Annotated in this window: 19 protein-coding genes; 9 read left to right on the top strand and 10 right to left on the bottom strand. The window is 59.8% G+C overall.

Going from position 1 to position 23,828, the window contains the following annotated elements; translation table 11 throughout:
* Positions 1-50 precede the first annotated feature (50 nt).
* On the top strand, positions 51-794 hold the full coding sequence (locus ACR9Y6_RS18215; RefSeq protein WP_481282557.1) for an SDR family oxidoreductase: 744 nt from the start codon (positions 51-53) through the stop codon (positions 792-794).
* Here the strand turns inward: ACR9Y6_RS18215 and ACR9Y6_RS18210 are convergent.
* Positions 781-1,176 (bottom strand): winged helix-turn-helix transcriptional regulator, encoded by a 396-nt coding sequence (locus ACR9Y6_RS18210; RefSeq protein ID WP_481282556.1) that lies wholly within the window; start codon positions 1,174-1,176, stop codon positions 781-783. The genes ACR9Y6_RS18215 and ACR9Y6_RS18210 overlap by 14 nt on opposite strands.
* A gap of 50 nt (positions 1,177-1,226) precedes the next feature.
* On the opposite strand from ACR9Y6_RS18210, the gene ACR9Y6_RS18205 reads away from it, so the two are divergent.
* Positions 1,227-1,823 carry a hypothetical protein gene (locus ACR9Y6_RS18205; protein WP_481282555.1) on the top strand — a complete coding sequence of 199 codons (597 nt, stop codon included), beginning with the start codon at positions 1,227-1,229 and terminating at the stop codon, positions 1,821-1,823.
* 98 nt (positions 1,824-1,921) lie between these two features.
* Complete coding sequence (locus tag ACR9Y6_RS18200) at positions 1,922-2,368, top strand: HIT family protein (RefSeq protein ID WP_481282554.1); 447 nt, start codon at positions 1,922-1,924, stop codon at positions 2,366-2,368.
* Positions 2,369-2,764: 396 nt separating this feature from the next.
* Here ACR9Y6_RS18200 and ACR9Y6_RS18195 read toward each other — a convergent pair whose 3' ends face one another.
* From ACR9Y6_RS18195 to ACR9Y6_RS18175, 5 genes are all read right to left on the bottom strand, one after another.
* Entirely contained in the window at positions 2,765-5,428 is a 2,664-nt protein-coding gene (locus tag ACR9Y6_RS18195; protein WP_481282553.1) for an XVIPCD domain-containing protein, read from the bottom strand.
* 16 nt (positions 5,429-5,444) lie between these two features.
* The gene (locus ACR9Y6_RS18190) at positions 5,445-6,020 is read right to left on the bottom strand and encodes a hypothetical protein (RefSeq protein WP_481282552.1); all 576 of its coding nucleotides are present in this window, start codon (positions 6,018-6,020) and stop codon (positions 5,445-5,447) included.
* A 169-nt stretch (positions 6,021-6,189) separates the two neighbouring features.
* Positions 6,190-6,450: a hypothetical protein gene (locus tag ACR9Y6_RS18185; protein ID WP_481282551.1), complete on the bottom strand. Its 261-nt coding sequence runs from the start codon at positions 6,448-6,450 to the stop codon at positions 6,190-6,192.
* Positions 6,451-6,569: 119 nt separating this feature from the next.
* Positions 6,570-8,219, bottom strand: a complete 1,650-nt coding sequence (locus tag ACR9Y6_RS18180) for a type IV secretory system conjugative DNA transfer family protein (protein ID WP_481282755.1) — start codon at positions 8,217-8,219, stop codon at positions 6,570-6,572.
* A gap of 140 nt (positions 8,220-8,359) precedes the next feature.
* On the bottom strand, positions 8,360-8,674 hold the full coding sequence (locus ACR9Y6_RS18175) for a hypothetical protein (protein WP_481282550.1): 315 nt from the start codon (positions 8,672-8,674) through the stop codon (positions 8,360-8,362).
* 692 nt (positions 8,675-9,366) lie between these two features.
* On the opposite strand from ACR9Y6_RS18175, the gene ACR9Y6_RS18170 reads away from it, so the two are divergent.
* The 4 genes from ACR9Y6_RS18170 (at position 9,367) to ACR9Y6_RS18155 (ending at position 14,718) form a co-directional block, all read left to right on the top strand.
* Positions 9,367-10,269 carry an HNH endonuclease gene (locus tag ACR9Y6_RS18170; protein WP_481282549.1) on the top strand — a complete coding sequence of 301 codons (903 nt, stop codon included), beginning with the start codon at positions 9,367-9,369 and terminating at the stop codon, positions 10,267-10,269.
* Between the two features lie 430 nt (positions 10,270-10,699).
* Positions 10,700-11,503, top strand: a complete 804-nt coding sequence (locus tag ACR9Y6_RS18165) for a hypothetical protein (RefSeq protein ID WP_481282548.1) — start codon at positions 10,700-10,702, stop codon at positions 11,501-11,503.
* Between the two features lie 11 nt (positions 11,504-11,514).
* The gene (locus ACR9Y6_RS18160; protein WP_481282547.1) at positions 11,515-13,620 is read left to right on the top strand and encodes an ATP-binding protein; all 2,106 of its coding nucleotides are present in this window, start codon (positions 11,515-11,517) and stop codon (positions 13,618-13,620) included.
* Positions 13,621-13,671: 51 nt separating this feature from the next.
* The gene (locus ACR9Y6_RS18155) at positions 13,672-14,718 is read left to right on the top strand and encodes a DNA methyltransferase (RefSeq protein ID WP_481282754.1); all 1,047 of its coding nucleotides are present in this window, start codon (positions 13,672-13,674) and stop codon (positions 14,716-14,718) included.
* Positions 14,719-15,304: 586 nt separating this feature from the next.
* On the opposite strand, the gene ACR9Y6_RS18150 is transcribed toward ACR9Y6_RS18155, so the two are convergent.
* The 4 genes from ACR9Y6_RS18150 to ACR9Y6_RS18135 are packed head-to-tail and all read right to left on the bottom strand — an operon-like array spanning position 15,305 to position 20,281.
* Positions 15,305-16,321, bottom strand: coding sequence for a hypothetical protein (locus ACR9Y6_RS18150; RefSeq protein WP_481282546.1), 1,017 nt, complete (start codon positions 16,319-16,321; stop codon positions 15,305-15,307).
* Between the two features lie 51 nt (positions 16,322-16,372).
* On the bottom strand, positions 16,373-17,140 hold the full coding sequence (locus tag ACR9Y6_RS18145) for a TSCPD domain-containing protein (RefSeq protein ID WP_481282545.1): 768 nt from the start codon (positions 17,138-17,140) through the stop codon (positions 16,373-16,375).
* A 57-nt stretch (positions 17,141-17,197) separates the two neighbouring features.
* On the bottom strand, positions 17,198-18,112 hold the full coding sequence (locus ACR9Y6_RS18140) for a hypothetical protein (RefSeq protein ID WP_481282544.1): 915 nt from the start codon (positions 18,110-18,112) through the stop codon (positions 17,198-17,200).
* A gap of 21 nt (positions 18,113-18,133) precedes the next feature.
* The gene (locus tag ACR9Y6_RS18135; protein ID WP_481282543.1) at positions 18,134-20,281 is read right to left on the bottom strand and encodes an adenosylcobalamin-dependent ribonucleoside-diphosphate reductase; all 2,148 of its coding nucleotides are present in this window, start codon (positions 20,279-20,281) and stop codon (positions 18,134-18,136) included.
* 360 nt (positions 20,282-20,641) lie between these two features.
* On the opposite strand from ACR9Y6_RS18135, the gene ACR9Y6_RS18130 reads away from it, so the two are divergent.
* Together ACR9Y6_RS18130 and ACR9Y6_RS18125 are read left to right on the top strand one after the other, a co-directional pair.
* Positions 20,642-22,012, top strand: coding sequence for a Do family serine endopeptidase (locus ACR9Y6_RS18130; RefSeq protein ID WP_481282542.1), 1,371 nt, complete (start codon positions 20,642-20,644; stop codon positions 22,010-22,012).
* A 322-nt stretch (positions 22,013-22,334) separates the two neighbouring features.
* Entirely contained in the window at positions 22,335-23,825 is a 1,491-nt protein-coding gene (locus ACR9Y6_RS18125) for a substrate-binding domain-containing protein (RefSeq protein ID WP_481282541.1), read from the top strand.
* Positions 23,826-23,828: the final 3 nt, after the last annotated feature.

The raw sequence follows: 23,828 nt of genomic DNA, 5'->3' as shown, positions 1-23,828 counted from the left end.
GCGAGGGAGGCCTATCGTTCCAGCCCTGCACACCCCCACAGGAGTCCTCCATGAAAACCGTCCTCATCACGGGATGCTCGTCCGGCTTCGGCCTGGAGATCGCCCGCTACTTCCTCGATCGCGACTGGAACGTCATCGCCACCATGCGCACGCCGCGCGAGGATGTCCTGCCGCGCTCCGAACGCCTGCGCGTCATCGCCCTGGATGTCACCAACGAGGAAAGCATTCGCAAGGCCGTGGAAACGGCCGGACCGATCGACGTGCTGGTCAACAATGCCGGCATCGGCATGTTGAACGCGTTGGAAGGCACGCCGATGGATACCGCGCGGGAGATCTTCGAGACCAATACGCTCGGCACCATCGCCACGACGCAGGCGTTCGTGCCGCAGTTCCGGGAGCGGCAGTCCGGCGTGGTGGTGAATGTCACCTCGACCGTTACCCTGAGGTCGCTTCCCCTGCTGTCCGTCTACACGGCGAGCAAGGTCGCGGTGAACGCGTTCACGGAATCGTTGGCCCTGGAATTGGAGCCGTTCAACGTGCGCGTGCGGTTGGTGCTGCCGGGACGCGCACCGGATACGCGCTTCGCCGAAAACGGACGGACCCGCATGCAGCATGGCTTTCCCGAACCCTATGCCGGCTTCGCACAGCGTATTTTCGAGGGATGGGCGGAGTCGACCGAGATCACCCGATCCGTGGACGTGGCGGAAGCGGTATGGCGGGCGGCAACCGATCCGTCGAGCCCAATGCGCATCCCGGCGGGAGCCGACGCCGTGCGATGGGCTAACGAGGCGTGATGGCCGTGCCGCACGCCATGGCATCGGTTCGCGGAAGCGCCGACAGGCGACGCAGGTGACCCTCGCCCCATAGGCGTACGGATTCGATGATCGGCAGCAGCGTCTGCCCATAGGGCGTCAACTGGTAGATCACCGGCGCAGGGACCGCGCCGGTGGGCGTCCGCACGACGATGCCATCGGCTTCGAGTTCGCGCAGCTGCTCCGCGAGCACCTTGTGCGAGATGGGCGCGGCGCGTCGTTCCAGCCCGGCGAAGTGCAGCTCGCCATGCGCGAGCCAGTACAGGATCGTCAGCTTCCACTTGCCGCCGATGGCCGCGAAGGCCGCCGACAAGGGACAGCCCTCGATCGGTGCACGGTTACCTGAAGGTGCCTTCTTGTTCATGGTCCCCTCGCGCTCGCATCCTTCCCGCATCGCGCCGACCGGGAAGGACCATGCAAAACACCCTGCGAATCCGCTTCGCCAGTGCGTTGTTCATGCTGGCATGGCTGACTATGTACGCGTTCGCGATGCCCGCGCAAGCCGGTTCCGGCGCCACCCAGCCTGACGGCCAGCATGATTTCGACTGGGAAATCGGCACGTGGAAGACCGAACTGCGCCGCCTGGCCAAGCCGCTCTCGGGGTCCAACGAGTGGGTGGAGTACAGCGGAACCAGCGTCATCCGGAAGGTACTCGACGGCCGGGCGAATCTGGTCGAGTTGCGCGTGGAAGGACCCGGCGGGCGAATCGAGGGTGTGAGCCTGCGCCTTTACAACCCGCAGGCCAGACAGTGGAGCCTGAATTACGCGAGCGTGCGTAACGGGACCATGACGCAGCCGGTGTATGGAAGCTTTCGCGAGGGACGTGGGGAGTTCTTCGGGCAGGACAACCTTGATGGACGAATGATCCTCGTGCGATTCGTGGTGTCGAAGGTTTCGAACGATTCGGCGCGGTTCGAGCAGGCGTATTCGGCGGATGGGGGACGGACGTGGGAGACGAATTGGGTGGCGGTGGATACGCGAATCACCTCGCGCAATCCAGATTCGCCGTAAATCCAGGTTCACCGTACAACCGGTTCCTTGACGGGTAGCCAGGGCGCCCACAGAATCCGGAATACGCCCCACCATGGGGTTCATCAGTCGCTGCTCTCATGAAGAACGCCCCACCCGGATACGAGTGTCCGTTCTGCCGTATTGCCGAGACGCTTCCATCGCCGGCTTTAGAAGCCGCTGTTGTCTTGGTGGATGCCAACGTATTCGCCTTGGTTCCGACACACCACTACGCAGGAATAAAAGGCAACTGCCTAGTGGTGCCTCGGAACCACCATGAGAACGTGTTTGACATCCCGGACGACCTTGGCAACGACTTCTTCCGTGCCACGCGTCGCCTGGCACACGCCATGAGGAACACCTTCCAGTGCGAAGGAATCTCCACTCGCCAACACAACGGGCCAGCTGGCAACCAGGATGTGTGGCACTTTCATCTTCATGTATTTCCCCGCTACTCGAACGACGGATTGCATGCGGGACAAAAAGTGCCCTACATCACCGATGAGCGTATCGAGTTGGCAGCGCGTCTCCGGGCTGCCTTGCGGTAGTGCGCGCTTTTTGATCGGGTAGGCGCATTGTTCATGAACCAGAGTCATCGTCGGCGGATTCGACGATGCTTACGGTTACCGCCTTCGCCTGATCAGGTACGGGCAAGGAACTTACGTTATTGGGCGCATGCGGAAGATCTGGCCTCCGCTTAGGCTGTACTGGCAATGGCCAGCGCAATCGTGATCCCAACTCTCTGTATGTAAGCTCGTTGACGATCTCCAGGTCACGTAACAGTTGCTGGCCGTAAAGAGGGTCGCGGGTGGTTAGCTTGTGTACTGGAATAAGTGAGGACGGGGATGCGCCTTCGTCCGTGTTGTCGCCTTCCTTTTGCATGTTCTCTCCATGATTACGGGTGTTTCAGAGACGAACGCCGACCTGCGTTCGTCTCCCTGCTCTTACATCTTCATGACGGGCCCGCTCATGGACTGCGCCTGGTTCTCCGCCTGAGCGCGCTCCAGCGACCGCTGCTGGGTCTGCGCCAGTTCCTGCTCATGCCCCTGGAATTGCTGCATGGCTTCCGGCCACTTCGCGCCGCTCTGTTCCAACGGTGTGTTGGCTTCCGCCGTGGGCACCTTCGTGGTCAGATCGAAGACGTGGTCTTTTCGTCCTGCCGGCGTCTGCGAGGCCCATAGCGCTTTGCCGTCGGCCGATAGAGCGATCCGGTCGACGTGACTGAGACCGTCGGCACGGGCCTGTACGGCCAAGGCCGAGGCGATGTTGTCGGTGTATTGATCCGGGGAGCGGTTGAGGCTCTTGTCCAGTTCGACCACGTGTCCCCGGACTTCCTTGAAGAAGGCATGGTCCGGATGGCTGGGATCGTCCAGACGTGCCGGCAACCGAGGGGCGACGTGCGGATGGTCCAGGGCGGCGGTGTCCACGCCTTTTTTCAACCCCTGGGCGACGCGCTCGGACGCGTCCAGTTCCTCACGCAGATTCTCGTCCGCGGAGCGGCTTCCAAGGAGCGTGTCGCGGGACCACTCGCGGTCACGGCCATGTGTGTAGGTGTGCCCGTCCGATGCGAGGATCTGGTCGGCTGGCCTCGCCACGGCATGCACGACGGCCTCGGGCATCGGCCCATGGCGACTCCAGCCTTCCCGCTCGTAGGCAAGCTGATAGCGCTGTGCGACACCGAGCGACGACTCCGCGACGTTTTGCTGGATCGTCCTTTCGGCAACTCGATCCAGTTCCGCCGCACGCTGGGGATTGGCCACCTCCATGTGGGAGCGGGTCATGCCATGTTCGAGCCGCTGGTCCGTGACCTGCCGGGTCCACTGGTGCGTTTGCGCCTGGTGCGTCCAAGGCGCCTCACGGAGGCTGGGCGTGTCGTTTGGCGACGCCGGCTGGACGAAGGGATCGCGTGCCGGGTATTCATTGCCCAAGGCCAGCTCGACCGCCGTGTTGCTGGCCTGGTACGACAACTGGCTAGACAGGGCGGCATCCGCGACCAGTCGCTGCCCGCGCGGATGATCCGGCAGGGGCGGAACGTCGATCGTCCATCCCTGCCGGTCGTCGTGGTGCCAGGTATTGCCATGCGAATCGTTTTGATTGCGGATGCGGTACTGATCGTAGGCATCGGCGATCTTGTCGCCCGCGACGAACCCGGCCACGCCGCCGATGGCACCGGTGACGAACATGCCCGGGCCGGATTCGATGCCCAGGGCGGCGCCGGCTGACATGAGGGATTGGGCGCCGGCGATGCCGGCAAGGTTGCGGCCGCCGAAGTGAAACAGGGCAGACTGGGCGGCGGGGACGTTCCCGCTGCTCAATTGGGTTTCCGTCTTGTAAAGCGTCTGAGCGGTATCCAACACCATTGTTGCAGCTGCCGTCCAACCAATAGCCTTCGGACCGGACAGAGGCGGACGAGACGCACGCACATCATCGGCCGTCGTGAACGGAATTCGTGGCTCAGTCTGCACAGCGTCGAAAGGCACGAGCTTCGAATCGAATCGCGTGAGACTTTGCATCATGCGTAAGTCCGCAACCTCCGGGCCGTGTGGATGAGCCTTCAAGTTCGCCATGTCATGCGGCGCAAGCCTATAGTTGGTCCCGCTCGACTCACCACGAACGCCTACGCGGGGATCTAAGCGAAAAATATCCGCTCCCTTGTTGGAGTGATGAATCACGTTAAGACGATGATCAGTTGGGACAGCCTCCGTCCGCAAGAAAGGCTCATCGCTTAGTGCATTGCAGTAGTGCCGCATGAGATTGCCACAGCGGATCGACATCCCATCGCGAAGATAGCCCCCACCCACATCTGAATGAGCGCCTGAAACCATCACGTTGAGAAAACGACCATCCGCCGAGAGACCCGGTGGAATAATTTGGTCTGAAGGAAACGATATACGGCGCTCGTCAGCAGCAGTGATTTGAAAGCCGGAGACCACTGATGGCGGAAGCCGGCGGTCGAACTTCATCGGATGGCCGGTTGCGACCGGATCGAATAGGCCCACGGTCTGAACGACCCGTCCAGGGGCGCCAATATATCGTTCGTAGCGCCTAGTTCCGTCGCCGGAGACAAACTCGCTATCAAGATCAGGAATCCCCCGCTCATGAACCAATCTGGCAAAGCCTGGAACCTGGCTAGCTCCCCGACTGAAACCAATGCCATGCACACGAACGACTAGATCAGGATCTTCCCGGGCCCAGCGATTGGCTTGGTTCACCAGGTCGTCGTATGCCTCGCTGATCTTCGATTCATACGAATAACCTAAGGCGGCGTCGCTCTTTGCTACCAAAATATTGCCTTGCGTCCCCGGACCTTCGACATAGCGCGAGTAAATCTTAGCGCCGCCGAACTGATTCATTTCACCAATCTGACTGTCAATCTTTGCGACGTTCGTAGCGTGGTCCGGATCGGTGTATTTATTGTTTCCCGTACCATCGAAGGCCGCGACAAACAGCCTCTCATGGGAATCACTTGCGCGAATCAGAACTGGAATCTTGAATGACCCCAACGCATCTGCGGCTTCTCTGTAGCGAGCCAGGTGTCTCGCACTGACCAGTTCATGACCGACGCGATCGTCGGGAGCACCATCATAACTTGTACGAATATCATTCACTTAGAGCACTCCCTGCTCAGTAGGTTTGGGTCCACGCAAGCATCAGGTCATCTCGAAAATGACTTTTGCTATTCCCAGGGATCTGCTCCGCTTCTGTCGCGACCAGTGCACGCATAAATACATTCACGGTCCGGTCGTTTACTTCGACCAGAATGTCCGGCCTGACGGGGTTGGTCGACTTCGCGTTAAGCCAAGCCTCTTTGACCTCATCCCTGGCAACCCTGTGCAGAATGATTCGATCTCTGAAGACATCGTCAAAGCTCAGCGACAAGTCGTGATCACGCCCATCGAGCGACATCCACTCAATTTCGAGGGGTGTCGAGAACGTCTTACCATCTACCGGGGAGACGCTGTGATGCCCTGTCCAGCGCTCGCGCCATTGTGCGAAAGGCGGCTGCCCTGACGGACCGTCATGGTATTTGCCGTCATAGCCAAGTTTACGGGTACCGAACTGACGCTGACTGTAAATGATGCTGCAGGTCAGCGTATTGAAGCAGACGGCTCCGAATCCATGGGTATGGAATCGCAACGGCCAAGGGTCCTTTCCGTAAAGCGGCCCGACAAGCTCGGGATTTGGTTCGTACGATGTCATTTGCGATCCTCCAGATCAGCGATTCCTACTAGCTTGAGCCATGAATTCAAGCGAACGATCCTCTTGTCGTACTGGCGCTCCTCCCAGCGGAGGCGAGCACCACTTGCCATGGTGATGCCCACCCTACGCCATGTATCCACAGGGCATTCGTACCAGAAAGCCCCTGGATTCATCGCCAATCGATCGAGAAGTCAGCACGATAGACGCCTATAGCAATTCCCGCGGCGAGCCCGATACCGCCACCAATAAGACTACAGAATGACCAAGCGGCATCCACCTCAATACCGATGACTCTACCTATCACAAAACCCAAGAAAAACAGAGGCGCCACGAATCCTAGTACGAGCACCTGCCCCGCGCAAAAGAGAATATAAGCGGTAATCCATAATGCTGATCGCATACCTATCCCGATAATCAAGACGAAAGCCATTCTTGTGGTTCGCTGCACGTACCGGCCTATATTCCGCTTAGGAAACATACACGACCACCAACCCGACAGACCGACAGACGGTTCAATACGGTTTCCACTTCGGCGGGAGTGGTGTCCACTTAACCAACGGGAAGGGTCCCAATCGCAACCTTAGGCAACAACTTCGCCCTGAACCGCGTGTCCTTGTAATACCTGATCTTCTCGCACTTCACCGGATGCGCGATGCCTTCATAGAGGATCACTTCCTTGTCCGTCCCCATCGCCTTGAGCTCCTGCGGCAGCATCAAGGCCCGTCGCTCATCGGACCGACTGCGTGACACGTCCCTGCCCTTCGACACGCTCTCCTTGGACACCGTCGTATAGCCGAGCATGTCCGAGTAGTCATTCGCATCCTGCTGCTCGCGCGGCGCGAAGATGATCTGCAAGGCGTGATTGGTGATGATCGTGCGCGAAACGTCCTTGCCGTAGGTCGCGTCCAGCTGCGCCATGCTCTGGATGATGGGCAACAGGCGAAGGTTGTAACCGGCCATGTATGACACCGAACTCGCCAGGATGTCGACCTTGCCGATGGCGGTGAACTCGTCCATCAGCAGCAGACACTGATGCTTGAGTTTCGGGTTGTTCTGCGGCAGTTCCCGCGTGTTGACGTTGATCAGCTGACTGAAGAAAAGGTTGACGATCAGGCGGCTCTCGGCCAGCTTGTTCGGCTGGATGCCGATGTAGATGGTCATCTTCTTCTTGCGCACGTCCGTGAGCAGGAAATCGTTGCAACTGGTGGCGGCATCGAGCACCGGGTTTATCCACGCGTTCAGTGGCTCCTTGAAGCTGCCCATGATCGAGGCGAAGGTCTCGTCGGCCTGTGACAGCAGGTTGGCGAAGGCGGTCCTGGCGTCACTACTGAGGAAGTCTTGGCTCGACAGACGCTCCAGGTACTCGCGCAAGCTACCGCCGTCGCTGGTCGAAAGCCGGAAGATCCCACCCAGCGTGGGGAAGTGCAGCTCGCCGAAGGGGCTATCGTCCTTCGCGGCGGCGTCCAGGTTCTCGAACAGATAGAGGGCGAAGGCCGTGAACGCATTCCGCGCCTGGCTGATCCAGAACTTCTGGTCGCCGTTGCCATCCGGATACAGCATGGCCGCGATGGACTGGATATCGGATATGCGAAAGGCGGGATCGGACGAGACGTAGTGCAGGGGGTTCCATCGATGGGTCCGCCGATCCTCCGCGAACGGGTTGAACAGGTAGATCTCCTGGCCCTGCGACTTGCGCCATCCACTGGTCAGGTCGAAGTTCTCCTGCTTGATGTCCAGGACCACGATGGAACCCTGGTATTCGAGCAAGTTGGGGATGACCACACCGACGCCCTTCCCCGAGCGGGTCGGCGCGGCGAGAATCACGAACTGCTGGCCGCTGAGCCGGATCAACTTCTTGCCGAATTTACCTACGACGATGCCGTTCGGCGATTCGTTGAGCAGGCCTTCCTTCTCGAGATCACGACGCGTGGCAAAGCGCGCATCGCCGTGCAGGTTGCGCGACTTCGATTTCAGCAACAGGACGACACACGCGATCCACGCCAGCGCAGGCAAACCGAAGCCGACGATGCCACCGCACTTGATCTTCCAGACATAGGGCGCGAACTGCGGGTACGCCATCGCGTTGTAGTAGTCCCACCAGAGTCGCCATGTGAGCGGGGCGTCGACGCCAACCAGCAGGATGGTCAGGTAACCCGAGAGGTAGATGCCACCGCAGAAAGCGGCCAGCAAGATGACCATCGCGAGGATGATCTTGTTCGTTCCAGTCACTTAATGGCGCTCCGTGCCAATGGGAAGGAGGCGGAGTTTAGCCAACTTTTCGTGGTGTGGATCAACGTGAGGAAAGTTCTCACGCGACAGGCAAATCGTGCCCTTCACTACTACGCCTCCATGCGTTCGGAAGCGGTGTTGAAGTGACTCGCGTCCCTTGCCTGTTCCCACGACATTCGCGCATGCGCCTGTGCCGTGCACTGCACACCCATGTGCATCAAGGCGCCGACCGCTTCGAGCGATAGCGCCAGCTGCGCGCAGTCCACGCTATCCGATTCATGCACGAGATCCGCGAGGAAGACGGTGAGACCACGGGCGTACTGCAACCACTCGGTCGCGTCATTGAGCAGGTCGTGTGCCGACGCTTCGGGGTCGATGTAGTGGCGCGCGCGTCCATCCACGCGGGTGGTGTCGTAAGCAGGCATGAGCATTCCTTGGAAGTATTCGCCGCCGCTATCCAGGTGCGGCACGCCACGCACTGCGCAACGTGCCGCGGATCAAACGGACTCGCGGGTTCAGCGGCTGCCCGAGACCGGGCGCCGGGTGGCGTGATTGATGAAGTGGACGCGGCGTCAGCCGGTTTCAGTAGCCCGCACGGGCGCTTGCCCCACAGGTGCGGCCAAGAAACGTCTCAGATGAAGGGCTGAATCCGCGGTTCGTCAACCGTGTCTGCGAGGTCGGCAGACGGCCCGGTGACCGTTGGGGATGTCGCCGGGGGGATTCGGCGGGCGAGCGGGTGCCGTATGATCGGTGGTAGCCACTATCGACTCCTGGTTAGTTGGTTGTGGTCAGCAGGTCAGGGGTGTTGGTAGCACCCTTGGCCTGCGCTTTTCATCGCGTTGAGCGATGGTTGTCTGCGTTCATTGTAGTTGCAGCGCAGGCAACGGCATGACCGTATCAAATCAACACTCGGTTGTCTGTAGGGGTACCTCTGCTTACCTCAACCTGCGACAGCCCCGCCGTGGCGCACCCCCAGAAAGCCATATCTGAGAAACAGCGTCGACACGATCGAGAGGGTCGGATTACGACCACCTTCCATCTGTTCTCTCTTGAGCATATTCTTATCGCCAAGGGGGCTTAGGCCTAAGGATTTTCGTCAAAAGGCGCAGGGGCCGTCGTGGCGTTCTGGTGGGTCAATCACAAACAATCATGGAAGGCTGAGACCAGCCGAGGCGCGTTGTGGTCGCCGTTGACCAAGTCCGACGGAACGTACTATCGCGCCTACGCAAATATGGCGCTGGCTCGTACTGGCGACATCGTATTCTCATTCGCGAAGGGCAGGGTCGGCCACATTGGCGTCGTAGACGCAGAGGCCACCTACGCCGCGAAGCCCGATTACGCCACTGATGCGCCATGGGCCGATGACGGCTGGATGCTCCCGGTGACGTTTTCTGCGCTTGCGCGCCCTATTGATCCTAGGGAACATCTCGACCTCATTCAGCGCTATCGGCCGGAGACACATTCCCCAATTCGTAACAACGGGTACGGGACGATGAACTATCTCTCGGCCATATCCGAAGATTTCGGTAATGCACTTCTCCAAATTGCCTCGCTAGATGTAGATAAGTTAACCACATCGGTGAGCGATAGCACATTACTCGGCGACCTCAAGGAGGTCGACAAAGATTCCGCCATAAGCACAACCGTCAGATTGCAGCTTAGTAGTGCTCGCATAGGCCAAGGCGCGTTTCGAAAACGGGTCCTGGCAATGGAGCCCGCTTGTCGGGTAACAGGTGTTACGACGCCGTCGCTTCTCAGGGCTAGCCACATCAAGCCTTGGCGAGAGTCGACTAATGCCGAGCGACTTGATGGGGCAAACGGCCTCATGCTTGCGCCACATGCCGATCTTCTGTTCGACCGACACCTTATCTCGTTCAGCGATGAGGGGCGTCTTATCGTTTCTACGACGCTCGACATCTCTGTATTGAAGAGATGGCACATCTCAGATTCGGCAATTTCCAGACCCTTTCACGAAATGCAGAAAGCCTATCTGGCTGTACATCGAGCGCGCTTGGCCTAGGCGCCAAAGAGCAAATCGCCTACTTGCCCGGTAGCACTGAACAGAATTGCATCAGGCAAACACCCCACCATTTGCACACGTGAGAGCAAGAATGATAGATCCGGCCAGTCAGCAACAGCTCAAGGAAGCAATCGCGGAATGCATTGGCGCAGACCGAAATGTCCTAGACGACCTCCGGAATGAAATTCGACCTCTACGAGACGCCACACGTCGCATTCAACCGCGATCAACCACCTCAATATCGCTTGTCGGAACCGATGGGGGAAACAACCAGCTTCAGTTTGATCCTTTCCTAGTGCAGCTCATCCGTGTTGTCGACAGTAGCAACAACGAGTATTGCCTTGAGGCCGTATCGCCGACTACACCCATCCAAGTACTCAATAAACGCCAATTCTCCGCTGACCGACAGCCTTGCACCGCGCTAGGGGAAATGATGGCATTTCTCCAGGTGGAATCGCTCTCTGCGCTGTCCCATATGATTAGACCAGCCAGCTCAACAAAACCCATTTCACCAAGCTGGGTACAGGTTTACAGAGAGCTTGTTGAATGGTCCATCCTATTCTCGCTTCTGAAGAAGGATTTCGGAACTGACACACTTATTGTTTGTGACGGCTTGTTGCGAAGCAAGGTATTCGCGAAGGACAATTTTGCGAAGCTTCTTACAGGGATAAAAGATCGAATTGACTACCACTGGAAGAAGAGCCGACGGCGCATATTCCTCGCCGGCGTGGCAAAGCATAGCAAAGTCCTTACACGCTACCGCCTTGCAATGGCTCTCGAAAACGTACTTCAGACGGATTATCCAGCGTACGCCGAAGTTCCGCGAGACGTCGAAGAGAAAGCTTACATCTGGTCGGAGTTCGCGCGCGGAAACGACCGTGCTGCTGAGGGCGCCGAGGGAAACAAATTCGTCGGTGGCAAGATGTTTCTTGTCAAATTCGGCTCGGGCAGCCGTGACCCCGTATGGCCCGTGGATATCTTTGAACCCCAAATTAGTGAATCGCAAGTAATACTTGGTTCGATGCTTGCAGATGCCATCAACGGTTTCCCGGTACCTCATTATCCCCGGTGCCTTCAGAAGGCGCACGAAAATGCCGCATTGGTCGATTTTGACTTTGATGTCCTCCAGGACTTCATTTATGAAGGCGTCCGTGGAAGTCTTGGTGGAGACGCAGAGACGCTGGACGCCTTTCAGCTGCAAGACACTGATCCGGCGCAGCGCCGGTATAGCTAACGGAGATCTATATGACAGGAATTCAGCTCTTTCCCAAGGACCAGGTTGTTGGAATTTTCCGAGGGTTTCAGCAAGGAGGCATGGAATTCCACGCTGATCTGGTGCTTCCATACCGCAACGAATTTCAGAACATACCAATGCACGGGCAATTCTTGCTCGTACAACTAGAGACACCCGACGAAGCAGTCCTTGGACGAATCGCGTCCTTTTCCTCCGAAGGAAAATTATCCTTTGGCTCGGGTGAGGAGTTCAACATTCGAGCGGTACGCGAAGATCGACCTATCCCCGAGGATCTTCGGGAGCAGTACCTAAAATATCGTGTGAACATAAGGGTGCTCGGCGTACTTCGTCGCAATGGCCGGGGATTAACTTTTGTTCCATCGCATCGCCGCCTCCCTCATGTTGGCAGCAAGGTTGCCTTTCCCAATGATGATGTCCTTCGGGAAATCGCCGCGCACAATGTCGAAGGCGCGCCAATCGGCCATCTTGCTTTTGGTGAGTACATTTACGCTTCGGGTAATAAGTCGCTCGAGACGCAGGATTGGATGCAGATCGTTGAACCGGAGGTTCTGGTCAAATTCCCTGTGGAATCGCTTGTTTCACGCAGAAGCTTCATATTCGCTAGAGCCGGCTTCGGCAAGTCGAATCTCAACAAGCTGCTTTTCTCGAAGCTGTACGAAACTACCCCGTACGTCACGAAGCGAGCTGGCAAGAAGGTACCGGTCGGGACGGTCATCTTCGATCCGGACGGGGAGTACTTCTGGCCGGATGACAAGGGACGCCCTGGGCTTTGCGACGTACCATCACTGGAAGACAAACTCGTAGTCTTCACCGACAGAAGAAACCCAAGCCCCTTCTATCAGTCATTTGTGGCTGGCGGGATCAAGCTCGATGTTCGCCGACTACGGCCAGGTGATGTAATTTCAATCGCATTGGGTCCGGAGCGTCAAGAGCAACAGAATGTCCGCAAGCTCAGGGGACTTTCGCAGGAGCGATGGGAGTCTTTAGTTAATCTAATCGACGCAAATGGCAATGCCACACCCATGGATGATGTTTGCCGGCTTCTCGACCTCGATCCGCAGCGGCAAGAAGCCGAAGCTCTCGCGGCGAGAAGCAACATGACCTCAATTGTGCGAATGTTGCACGACAGAAGTAGCCAACTCATGGATATGCTGATACACGCGCTATCCGAAGGCAAACTGTGCGTGATCGACGTATCTCAAATGCGCGGCGGTCAATCGCTGGTTCTTTCCGGCCTCATTCTAAGGAGAGTCTTTGATAGAAACCAGCAAGAGTTCACCGCAGCGGATCCGAGGACGATACCGACGATCGCAGTTGTTGAGGAAGCACAATCGGTACTCAGTGAGAACTCGACTGCCGCGGAGCCTTATATATCTTGGGTCAAGGAAGGGAGAAAGTACGATCTAGGAGCGCTATTAATCACTCAGCAGCCTGGCAGTATCCCTGTCGAGCTTCTGAGCCAAGGCGATAATTGGTTTATCTTTCACCTTCTCTCGGCATCTGACCTGACCTCACTGAAGAGGGCCAACGCTCATTTTAGCGATGACTTGCTTAGCTCCTTACTTAACGAACCAATTCCCGGGCAAGGTGTGTTCTGGAGCTCCGTTGGCGGCAAGCCCTACCCCATCAGCCTGCGCGCGCTCTCGTTCGAGATGCTTTTTGCAATGCGTGACGAGGATTATGCTTTGCAAGCCGGCAAAACTTTTGCGGTTACACTTCGGGAAATTTTTGCCGGCATGCGCTCGCCGTCGGCAGCGAGTGATGCCTCCAAGACTGACGCAGAAGGAGCTCCTTCGGACGAGCAGCCAGGCATCGAGTCGATCGATATCTTAGCCAACATTGAAGAGCGAGCGATTAGAGAACTGAACACCGCGTCAGATCTGATTCAACGCATCGAATCAACGGAGGGGGCCCCCTGGGGCGCAGTGAAAGCTTTCTTCCTTCAACATCTACCAGAACATCTAGATGGCCGAGATGACTTGGCTTTCAAGTTGGTGAAGAAGGCACTTGATAGCCGTTACGGCGTCCAAAATCAGGGATGGGAGCAATATCGCCACACAACTCGGAATACCTCTTACGTCCGGAAGAGGAGCTAACCCGTGGCAACCATTGACAAAGCCCTGAATAGCGTCTGCCCCTACTTCACAATGTTTCCGCTCAGCTTTCCATATGAAATCCTTCGACGCCGTGCCTATCAGGGAGATGTTGTGCTTGATCCATTCTGTGGACGGGGCACTACAAACTTTGCAGCACGCTTACTTGGCCTAAACTCGCTGGGTGTGGACTCAAGTCCTGTGGCGAACGCGATTACGGCATCAAAGCTCGCAACAGCAACAGTAGAGGATATTCTTACTGAAGCGAGGAAGATCCTCGCCGGTCGCGCACCCAAAGAAGTTCCGGCGGGGGAGTTTTGGGAATGGGCGTATCACCCTGATGTCTTGTTTGGGCTATGCAAGCTGCGAGAGGCTCTACTCTTACGCTGCGATTCTGAGGCGCGGGTGGCTCTGCGTGGAATCGTGCTGGGTGCGCTACATGGACCACTTCAAGCTACCGCCAGCTACCTCTCAAATCAGTGTCCGCGGACTTATGCACCCAAGCCTGCATATTCAGTTCGCTACTGGCGCGAGCGGTCTCTCGCACCGTGCGCCGTCAGTATCATCGATGTACTCGCACGCAGAGCACGACGTTATTATTCGACGCCATTCTCTGCAGCAGGATCTGCGCGACTTGCGGATAGCAGAGCCAGCGGCTCACTTACTCCAGGGTCCCCTGAACAACGGTTTCGCTGGGTGATCACGTCGCCACCGTACTACGGAATGCGCACTTATATCCCTGATCAGTGGCTTCGCAACTGGTTCGTCGGCGGACCGAGTACCGTCGATTACAGTGCCCACAGCCAGGTCGCACACTCAAGCCCAGAGGCATTTGCGAATGATTTGCGCAAAGTCTGGATCAATGCAAGTGAGGCGTCGGATTCAGACGCAACGCTTGTCATCCGGTTCGGTGGAATCTCCAACCGCGCCATCGAACCAACAACGCTTATCAAGTCGTCACTGCAGGACAGTGGGTGGCGAATATCTACGATACGGAGCGCTGGCGTAGCTAGTGAGGGCAAACGGCAGGCGGATGCATTTCTTCGCAAACGATCGAATCCCGTTGTCGAATGCGACGTCTGGGCGAAATTGGCTCATTGAACTGGCAAATCCAATCAACCGACAGCCCGGCCGGGCCCCGCGGATCCGACCGTAACCGGATCGGAACTGAAAGCAGCGATGACGCTTGATGCTCTACAGCATCAGCGTCTATCGCCTGCGGCGATTGTGAATTGACCCCGTGAATCGATCCCTATTGATGGCATCGTTCACAGACGAATCACCGGAGCGGATTGCCTCCCAAAGGGACTCCACTATCGATACAACTGAAAGCGCGCAAAATGACGAAATAGCCAAAGGAAAGAACGGCGCGTACTCGTTGTAAAAGGTCAAGAGGAAAAGACATAAGGTGGAGAGACACAAGACGAGCCCCGAGCGATACAGAGACGATAACAGCGCTCGATAGCGATTTCCCTCAACAGACGACGCCGATTCACCACCCTTCAAGCCGTTAGCAAATCCTGGATAGATCACCGCGATCCAGATTCCGAAGACTGTCACGACAACCCCGGCCACAGCGATCAGCGCCCCAACTAATGCTGCAACTTTCGAGCCATCGACAGCTGGAGGCGCAGCCAAGAGCCACGCAAAAACCACCAGGCACTCTACAAAACGCTTTACGGTCCGACTACTGCACCCGTCGAACAATCTCCGCAAGGCGATCATTTAGCACCTCGACTAAGCTATCGATGTCAGCCATATCTGCGGCTGCATTCTTAACGGACAGGTCGAGCTTCTCTCTACAAATTGCACCACTCAGCCAATGCTTCTTTTGAGAGTCCCGCGCCATGATAAGCCCTACGTCGGTCCACGCATCATCGACACCCCGCGTCTCGAACTTTGAGATAATCTTCTCTAGCTTCTCTTCGTTCAAACGAATCTTAAAGTCATACTCAAAATCTATGTCTGCCTTGAGCCGCTTGTTTGGCTTGAGACCCAGCAATACAAATGTGCGATCTAGAAAGTCTCGATGCTCCTCGATCACCGGCCTTATTAGTTTCCGATGTACGATCTTTCGCACATCGCCGACATTTGCGCGAAGCCAGTCCAGGTTTGTTTGCCGACGCGATAAGCCTGTCTGGAATTGCGGCACATAACTTCCCTTAACACGACGGGCATCCTCCGCATACCCTGCGAGATCGCCATTTTTCTTCCACACGGCCCAGCGTGCGCCCTCCTGCATGAACCCGAGGACGTAGCGTTGGAAAGGTTGGGACCCATTGAGTCGATGTGATTTAAATCGCAAATTAAGTATCAGGTTTTGCGATGGGATCATCACAAAGAATGAAGGATATCCAGGAACCGACAACGCGTCGATTTCAGTAGTTGAGACTTCTGCCTCTCCGATCGCCGCGTTTGCAGCGACGACCTGAATACCCTCATCAGTGCCCGACACCTCGTTCCATGTAACCAAGAGCACTGCCCCTAGAACGCTAAGATTACGAACGTCGAGACAAAAGGTACGAAGAAACGTGCTGCCTTCGGACGGATCGTATGTACACGTTTCCCCGATTGTTGCCTGCTGACCAATCCATCGCTGAAGGTCAGCCACGACATCGGCGAAGCGGCAAAATGACTTATTCGAAGCTTCATCGTAGTACCGACACACAGAAACGCGATACAACGTTGCCGTTATTTCTGACATCCCTTCGCCCCCATCCCTTATCGCCACTCAATATAAGCAACGACGTCTAGCTCACCCGCACTTCGAATACCCACAATTCAAACAAGTCTGGCACCCATCCATCAACACCAGCGCCTGCGTATTGCACTTCACGCACAGCGTGGCGCCAGGCGGGAAGCCGGAGGCTTCGGTGGAGGCTGAGGCGGACTGGCTTTCGCCGGCGGAGCCGGCTCCCACAGGAGCGGCGGACTTGGCGGCGGGCTTGGCGTTCGCGTTTTCGTAGGCGGCGCGCTTTTCCGCGATGAGCTGGCGGGTGGCGTCGCTCATTTCGGGGTCGTGGATCAGGCCGATCGACTTCATGTGCTGTTCGATCACGCCGCCGATCTCGGCCACGATGCTGGGCATGTAGATGCCGCCGGCCTTGAAGTAGCCGCCGCGCGGGTCGAAGACGGCCTTGAGCTCTTCGACGATGAAGGTCACGTCGCCACCCTTGCGGAAGACGGCGGACAGGATTCGGGTGAGCGCCACGATCCACTGGAAGTGGTCCATGTTCTTCGAGTTGATGAAGAGCTCGAAGGGACGGCGCTGCTCGTGCTGGGTACCGGCGTTCAGGACGATGTCGTTGATCGTCACGTACAGCGCGTGCTCGAAGAGCGGCGACTTGATCTTGTACGTATTGCCGACGAGGGTCTCCGGTCGCTCCAGGCTTTCGTGCATCTGGATGACTTCGGCCACCGGCGCGGCTTCTTTCACCGGCGACGGGGCGGGGGCCGGGTTGGCCTTGTCCTCGGGCTTAACGACGTTGTAGCCCTTGATCTTCTTTTCGATCTTGATCGCCATGACTTTTCTCTCTTGGATATCCGGCCCGGCGCGTACGCCGGGCCGGATGGGTACTACTTACTTACGACGGCCACGGCCGGCGCTCTTGCGCGCCGACGTCCGGCCGGTCTTGCTGGCAGTGGACCTCTTTACCGCCTTGGAGGCGGCTTTCTTACCGACAGCCTTGCGGGCGGTCGTCTTGCCGGCGGCCTTGCGGACCGTCTTCTTCGTAGCCTTCTTGGCGACGCGGCCGGCGGTCTTGCGACCGGCTACCTTCTTCGCCACGCCCTTGCGGGCCGTCTTCTTGACGGCGACCTTGCGGCCGGCCGACTTCTTCACCGCGGCCTTGCGGCCCGCCTTCTTGGCGGCGACCTTGCGGGCCGGCGCCTTCTTGACGGCTTTCCTGGCAGCCTTCTTCGTCGCCTTCTTCGCGGCGACCTTCTTCACCGGTGCCTTCTTGGCCGCCTTTTTCGCAGCAACCTTCTTCGCCGGCGCCTTCTTGGCCGAAGCCTTCTTGGCGGCCGACTTCTTCACCGTGGCCTTCTTAGCCGCCGACTTCTTGGCGACCGACTTCTTGGCGACCGACTTCTTCGCGGCAGCCTTCTTGGCCGAAGCCTTCTTCGGCGCAGCCTTCTTGGCCGGAGCCTTCTTGGCGGCGGCCTTCTTCGTGGCCTTCTTGGCAGCCTTCTTCGCCGGGGCCGGAGCGGCCGGCTCTTCAGCCACGGCCTTCTTCGCCGGAGCCTTGCGAACCGCCTTCGTGGCCTTGGCCGCGGGCTTGCTGGTGGCGTCGGTGGACGGGGTCTCGCTGATCGGGGCCGGAGCCTCGATCACCTTCTTGGCGACCGGCTTGCGCTTGACGACTTTCTTGGCGACGACCGGTGCAGCTGGCGTCACGGGAGCGGCGACTTCCGTCTCCGCTGCCGGCGTGCTGTCGGTATCGATGGCGTCGATCGAGGGCAGTTCACCCTCGACGATCTGGTTTTCACTCGACATACGTATTCCCTCTCCGCGGGGTCAGAACTTGCCGTAATAGCCTTCCTTCAAGGCATCGAAGAGGTTCGCGGCGGTGTGCATTTCACCGTCGTACTCGACCTCGTCGTTGCCTTTCAGTTCGACAACGCTACCGTCTTCCAATTCGAAGCGATAGAGGGTGTTCTCAAGGTCGGTTTCCTTGACCAGCACACCCTGGAACGCGGCGGGGTTGAACCGGAAGGTGGTGCAGCCCTTCAGACCCTGCTTGTACGCGTAGAAATAGATGTCCTTGAAGTCTTCGTACGGGTAGTCCGTGGGGACGTTGGCGGTCTTGGAAATGGAGGAGTCGATCCACTTCTGCGAGGCCGCCTGGATGTCCACGTGCTCCTTCGGGCTGATGTCGTCGGCCGAGACGAAGTAATCCGGCAGGCGGGTCTTCGGGTCTTCGGAGAACGGCAGGGCGTCGCCGTTGATGAAGGCACGGTAAGCCAGCAGCTCGTAGCTGAAGACCTCGACCTTCTCCTTGGACTTCTTGCCCTCGCGGATCACGTTGCGCGAGTAATGGTGCGCGAAGCTGGGCTCGATGCCGTTGGAGGCATTGTTGGCCAGGCTCAGCGAAATGGTGCCGGTGGGGGCGATGGACGAGTGGTGGGTGAAGCGTGCGCCGGTCTCGGCCAGGGCCTCGACCAGGTTCGGGGCCACCTCGGCCACGCGCTGCATGTAGCGCGAGTACTTCGCGTGCAGCACGCTGCCCTTGATGGTCTGGCCGACCTTCCAGCCGTCCTTCACCATCTCCGGGCGCTTGCGCAGCATGTCGCCGGTGACTTCGTAGTCGCGGGCCAGGACGGGCGCCGGGCCCTTTTCCTTGGCCAGGTCCAGCGCCACTTCCCAGCCGGCCACGGCCATCTCGCGGGAGACTTCTTCCGTGAAGGCCACGGCATCGGACGCGCCGTAGCGCATCTTCAGCATGGTGAGGGTGGAACCCAGGCCGAGGAAGCCCATGCCGTGGCGGCGCTTGGACATGATCTCCTCGCGCTGCTGCGGCAACGGCAGGCCGTTGATCTCCACCACGTTGTCGAGCATGCGGGTGAACACGCGCACCACTTCGCGGTACTCGTCCCAGTCGAAGCGGGCCTTCGGGCCGAATGGGTCGCGCACGAAGGTGGTGAGGTTCACCGAGCCCAGCAGGCACGAGCCGTACGGCGGCAGGGGCTGCTCGCCGCAGGGGTTGGTGGCCCGGATGTGCTCGCACCACCAGTTGTTGTTCATCTCGTTGACGCGGTCGATGAGGATGAAACCCGGCTCGGCGTAGTCGTACGTCGAGACCATGATCATGTCCCACAGATGCCGCGCACGGATGTGGCCGTAGATCTTGCAGGCCACCAGGCCGTCGTCACGGGTGACGTAGTTTTCCTTGGTGGGCCACTCGCGCCAGATGACCTTGGCCGGATCGGTCAGGTCGATCTCGTGCTGTTCCTTCACGTGCACCGGGAAGACCGTGGGCCAGTCCTGGTCGTTCTCCACCGCGTCCATGAAGCCGTCGGTGATCAGCAGCGACAGGTTGAACTGGCGCAGGCGGCCATCCTCGCGCTTGGCGCGGATGAACTCCTTGGCGTCCGGGTGGGCGATGTCGAAGGTACCCATCTGCGCGCCGCGGCGGCCGCCGGCGGACGAGACGGTGAAGCACATCTTGTCGTAGATATCCATGAACGACAGCGGGCCCGAGGTGTGGGCACCGGCGCCGGACACGTAGGCGCCGCGCGGACGCAGCGTCGAGAATTCATAGCCGATGCCGCAGCCGGCCTTCAGCGTGAGGCCCGCCTCGTGCACCTTCTCCAGGATGTCGTCCATCGAATCGAGGATGGTGCCCGACACGGTGCAGTTGATCGTCGAGGTGGCGGGCTTGTGCTCCAGCGCACCGGCGTTGGACGTGATGCGGCCAGCGGGGATCGCACCGCGGCGCAGGGCCCAGAGGAATCGCTCGTACCAGTGGTGGCGCAGTTCGTCGGTGGCTTCCACGTCCGACAGGGCGCGCGCGACGCGCTTGTAGGTCTCGTCCACCGAGCCGTCGACGGGCTCGCCCGACTTGGCCTTCAGGCGGTACTTCTTGTCCCAGATGTCGTACGAGGCGGGCTGAAGCGGAATCGCCGCGGTCTCAAGCCCCATGGCTTGCGCACGTGCAGTGCTCATGTATGTCGTCCTCGAGTCTCGGCCCTTGTAGGCCTTCTTATAGGTATGCGATGGCGCAACCTGCCGGTGCCCCTCCCCCGGAGGTCTCACCGACCATCCTTGTACCCTCGCCGGCTCCGAAAAGCCTTTGCCGACGATGGTTTGACGCTTGTACCTGACGATCCGCAGCACCAGCACTTGGTAGATAGCGAACTTCGGAACACAAGATGTTGTGGTTGCGGCCGGAGTGAACCTTAAACCCGGAGGGTGTCGATGTAAAGTGTCGGCGAAGGCAATCTCAAGGATTGAAACCCGGGGGCGCGGTTGTGGTCGAATGCCCCCGAGAACGTGCCCGGAGCACACCAGACAAGGAGCTTTTCAATGCCTGCCAGCAGTTACCGGCGAACCACTTTGTTCACCCTAGGCGCCGCCCTGGCCTTGAGCCTGGCCTCGCCCGCGTTCGCTTCCCTGCCGCCATCCGTCGATGGCCAGCCGATCCCTTCGTTGGCACCGATGCTGGCCAAGGTTACGCCCGCGGTGGTGAACATCTCGACGAAGACACACGTGCGCGCACGCGATCCCTACTTCGACGATCCGCTGTTTCGCCAGTTGTTCGGCAACCAGGGGTTCCAGCGCGAGCGCGTGGAGCAGAGCCTGGGCTCGGGCGTGGTCATCGATGCGGCCAAGGGCTACGTGCTGACCAACAACCATGTCGTGGGCGGCGCGGACGACATCACGGTGACCCTGCAGGACGGCCGCGACTTCAAGGCGAAACTGCTCGGCAGCGATCCGGACACCGACGTGGCGGTGCTGCAGATTCCCGCCGACCGCTTGCAGGCCCTGCCGATCGCCGATTCCTCGCAACTGCGCGTGGGCGATTTCGTCGTGGCCGTGGGCGATCCGTTCGGGCTCGGGCAGACAGCCACTTCGGGCATGGTCTCGGCGCTGGGCCGTTCGGGCCTGGGCAAGGGTTTCCAGAACTTCATCCAGACCGATGCCTCGATCAATCCTGGTAATTCCGGCGGCGCACTGGTGAACCTGCGTGGCGAGCTGGTCGGCATCAACTCGATGATCTTCACGCCCTCGGGCGGCAACGTGGGCATCGGCTTCGCCATCCCCACCGACCTCGCCACCGGCGTGATGAAGCAGTTGCTGGCCTACGGCAAGGTGCGCCGCGGCAACCTCGGCATCGAGGTGCAGGACATCACGCCGCGCATCGCCCAGGCGCTGAACCTGAAGGACACCAATGGCGCGGTGGTCACCCGGATCAACGACGGCTCGCCGGCCGAGGGCGCGGGCGTGCAGGTCGGCGACGTGCTGACGGCGGTCGATGGCAAGCCGGTGCGCGCGGCGCAGGATGTGCGCAACGCGGAGGGCCTGCTGCCCCTGGGCGCGAAAGTGAAGCTCACGGTGAAGCGAGACGGCGCCACGCAGGATGTGCAGGCGACCATCGCGGCGGTGAAGCTCGCCACACTGGACGGCGCGGAGGTAGATGCGCGTCTGGCGGGGGTCACGCTGAGCGATCTCACACCGGAGCAGAAAGCGCAGGGCTTGTATGGGGTGGCGTTGAGCAGCGTGCGGCGCGGGTCGGCGGCGGCTTCGGCGGGGCTGCAGGACGGGGATATCGTGATCGGGATCGCGCAGCGGCGGGTGGCGGGGGTGAAGAGCCTGCCGACCACGGGGTCGCTGGGTGGGCGGCAGTTGTTGCTGACTGTCGTGCGGGACGATGCGGTGTATTACGTGGTGTTGTGAGGGCATCGCCGCTGAAGCGGCTCCCACAATGGCAGCGGCGACTCTGGGGAACCTATCGCCGACAGGGTCGGCTCCCACCGGGTTGCGGTAGCCTGCCACCGGGTTGCGGCTGCCTGGTGGGAGCCGACCCTGTCGGCGATGGTGGGAGCCGCTTCAGCGGCGATCGCGGAGACCCGCCTGCGCAGCGATCCGCCCTACAGCCTACGTTCCGTTTACCAGCGGCAGGATGCTGAACGACGTCAATGGTGCGCGCGGGCCCCCGATGGCCCACAATTGCGGCCTTGTTTGCCTACCCCGTCCCATCCCGAGGTTCTTGCCGTCCATGTCTCTTCGTTTCGCGCGACTGTTCACCGCCACGCTGATCGGCCTTAGCGCCTCCGCCACCGTTCTTGCCGCGGGACCGCAACTGGTCTGGCGCGGAGACATCACCACGGCCCGAGGCGTGGTCACCGACGTCGCCAAGGCGTGGGAAAAGGCCGGCAAGGGCAAGATCGAACTGCAGCCCTTCAACACCGCCTCCGGCATCGACGCGGTGGTCAAGGGCTCCGCCGACCTCGCCGGTTCCGCCCGCCCGGGTGTCGGCGGCGCCGAGCAGTCGCTCACCTTCACCCCGGTCGCATGGGATGCGCTGGTGATGGTCACCTACCCGTCCAACCCGGTCAGCAACATCACGCTCAAGCAGCTCCATGAGATCTACATGGGGCACATCACCAACTGGAAGGAGCTCGGCGGCAACGACGCCCCGATCAACCTCTACGCGGTGGCCAGCCCGGGCGACGGCGTGGAATACAGCCTGCGCAAGCTGCTTTTCGGCCGCGGCAACCAGCCGGTGGCCGCGCCGCGCCTCTACGTGAACGTGGCCAAGCTCGAAGAGGGCGTCACCCTCGACAAGCAAGGCCTCGGCGCCACCACGCTCGCCGGCGCATCGTCGAACAAGAAGGTGAAGATCCTCTCCATCGACGGCGTCGCCCCCTCGATGTCGACGGTCGGCAGCGGCACCTATCCGCTGTACACCGAGCTCTACCTGGTCAGCAACGAGTCCGGCCCGAAGGCCGCCGAGGTGAAGGAGTTCATCGCCTTCCTCACCTCCAGCCAGGGTAGTTCGCTGTTGCGCTCGCACAGCCTCATCCCGTACGCCGACGGCATGGCCCTCGCCTCGAAGGATGCCGCGCGCCGTGCCGCCATCGCTTCCACCGTCGGCACGCGTGCCAACGTGGGCCAGGCGATGACTACGCCGACCGCCGTCGCCGCCGCGCCTGCCGCCGTCGCCGCGAAGGAAACCGCGCTGGCCAAGGCACAGATCGCCGGCAAGGGCGCCAAGGCCGCGAAGGAGACCAAGGCATCGGTCGCCACCACGGCCGAGCCCTCGCAGTTCGCCAAGGTGGTCGCCAGCGTCAGCACCACGGCGCACATGGGCTTCGCGGGCGTGCGTTCGGATGCCTTCACCGTGTCGGACAACGCCAAGGTGGGTGGCAAGTTCGCCAAGGTGCTGGCCGACGCGGTCACCGTGAAGGGCAAGCCGGTGGCGAAGCCCGTCGCCGCCGCGCCGGCGGATGCCTCGGAGAAATCCACGGCCATCACCACGCCGAAGGTCGCCGAAGCCAAGCCGGCCGCGAAGGCCGCCAAGCCGATGGCCAAGGCCGCGGAAGAGAAGAAACCGGCCACCGCGCGCACCTACAAGGTGGCGCCGGGCGACACGCTCTATTCCATCGCCAAGAAGAACGCGATCGACGTGAACAAGCTGCGCGCCATGAACGGCCTGAAGGACAACAACGTCCGCCTCGGCCAGGTGCTCAAAGTGGGCGCCCGCTAAGCA

Source organism: Luteibacter sp. TLI7-4A, assembly GCF_056754745.1.
This window is presented reverse-complemented; position numbering and strand designations above follow the sequence as displayed.

What these genes read in the sequence shown, in the direction of transcription:
- ACR9Y6_RS18150 (WP_481282546.1), bottom strand. Translation starts at nt 16,321, where the DNA reads ATGTCAGAAATAACGGCAACGTTGTATCGCGTTTCTGTGTGTCGGTAC.
- ACR9Y6_RS18125 (WP_481282541.1), top strand. Translation starts at nt 22,335, where the DNA reads ATGTCTCTTCGTTTCGCGCGACTGTTCACCGCCACGCTGATCGGCCTT.
- ACR9Y6_RS18210 (WP_481282556.1), bottom strand. Translation starts at nt 1,176, where the DNA reads ATGAACAAGAAGGCACCTTCAGGTAACCGTGCACCGATCGAGGGCTGT.
- ACR9Y6_RS18185 (WP_481282551.1), bottom strand. Translation starts at nt 6,450, where the DNA reads ATGGCTTTCGTCTTGATTATCGGGATAGGTATGCGATCAGCATTATGG.
- ACR9Y6_RS18130 (WP_481282542.1), top strand. Translation starts at nt 20,642, where the DNA reads ATGCCTGCCAGCAGTTACCGGCGAACCACTTTGTTCACCCTAGGCGCC.
- ACR9Y6_RS18140 (WP_481282544.1), bottom strand. Translation starts at nt 18,112, where the DNA reads ATGTCGAGTGAAAACCAGATCGTCGAGGGTGAACTGCCCTCGATCGAC.
- ACR9Y6_RS18180 (WP_481282755.1), bottom strand. Translation starts at nt 8,219, where the DNA reads ATGGTCATCTTGCTGGCCGCTTTCTGCGGTGGCATCTACCTCTCGGGT.
- ACR9Y6_RS18190 (WP_481282552.1), bottom strand. Translation starts at nt 6,020, where the DNA reads ATGACATCGTACGAACCAAATCCCGAGCTTGTCGGGCCGCTTTACGGA.
- ACR9Y6_RS18165 (WP_481282548.1), top strand. Translation starts at nt 10,700, where the DNA reads ATGATGGCATTTCTCCAGGTGGAATCGCTCTCTGCGCTGTCCCATATG.
- ACR9Y6_RS18155 (WP_481282754.1), top strand. Translation starts at nt 13,672, where the DNA reads ATGTTTCCGCTCAGCTTTCCATATGAAATCCTTCGACGCCGTGCCTAT.
- ACR9Y6_RS18215 (WP_481282557.1), top strand. Translation starts at nt 51, where the DNA reads ATGAAAACCGTCCTCATCACGGGATGCTCGTCCGGCTTCGGCCTGGAG.
- ACR9Y6_RS18175 (WP_481282550.1), bottom strand. Translation starts at nt 8,674, where the DNA reads ATGCCTGCTTACGACACCACCCGCGTGGATGGACGCGCGCGCCACTAC.
- ACR9Y6_RS18160 (WP_481282547.1), top strand. Translation starts at nt 11,515, where the DNA reads ATGACAGGAATTCAGCTCTTTCCCAAGGACCAGGTTGTTGGAATTTTC.
- ACR9Y6_RS18145 (WP_481282545.1), bottom strand. Translation starts at nt 17,140, where the DNA reads ATGGCGATCAAGATCGAAAAGAAGATCAAGGGCTACAACGTCGTTAAG.
- ACR9Y6_RS18135 (WP_481282543.1), bottom strand. Translation starts at nt 20,281, where the DNA reads ATGAGCACTGCACGTGCGCAAGCCATGGGGCTTGAGACCGCGGCGATT.
- ACR9Y6_RS18205 (WP_481282555.1), top strand. Translation starts at nt 1,227, where the DNA reads ATGCAAAACACCCTGCGAATCCGCTTCGCCAGTGCGTTGTTCATGCTG.
- ACR9Y6_RS18200 (WP_481282554.1), top strand. Translation starts at nt 1,922, where the DNA reads ATGAAGAACGCCCCACCCGGATACGAGTGTCCGTTCTGCCGTATTGCC.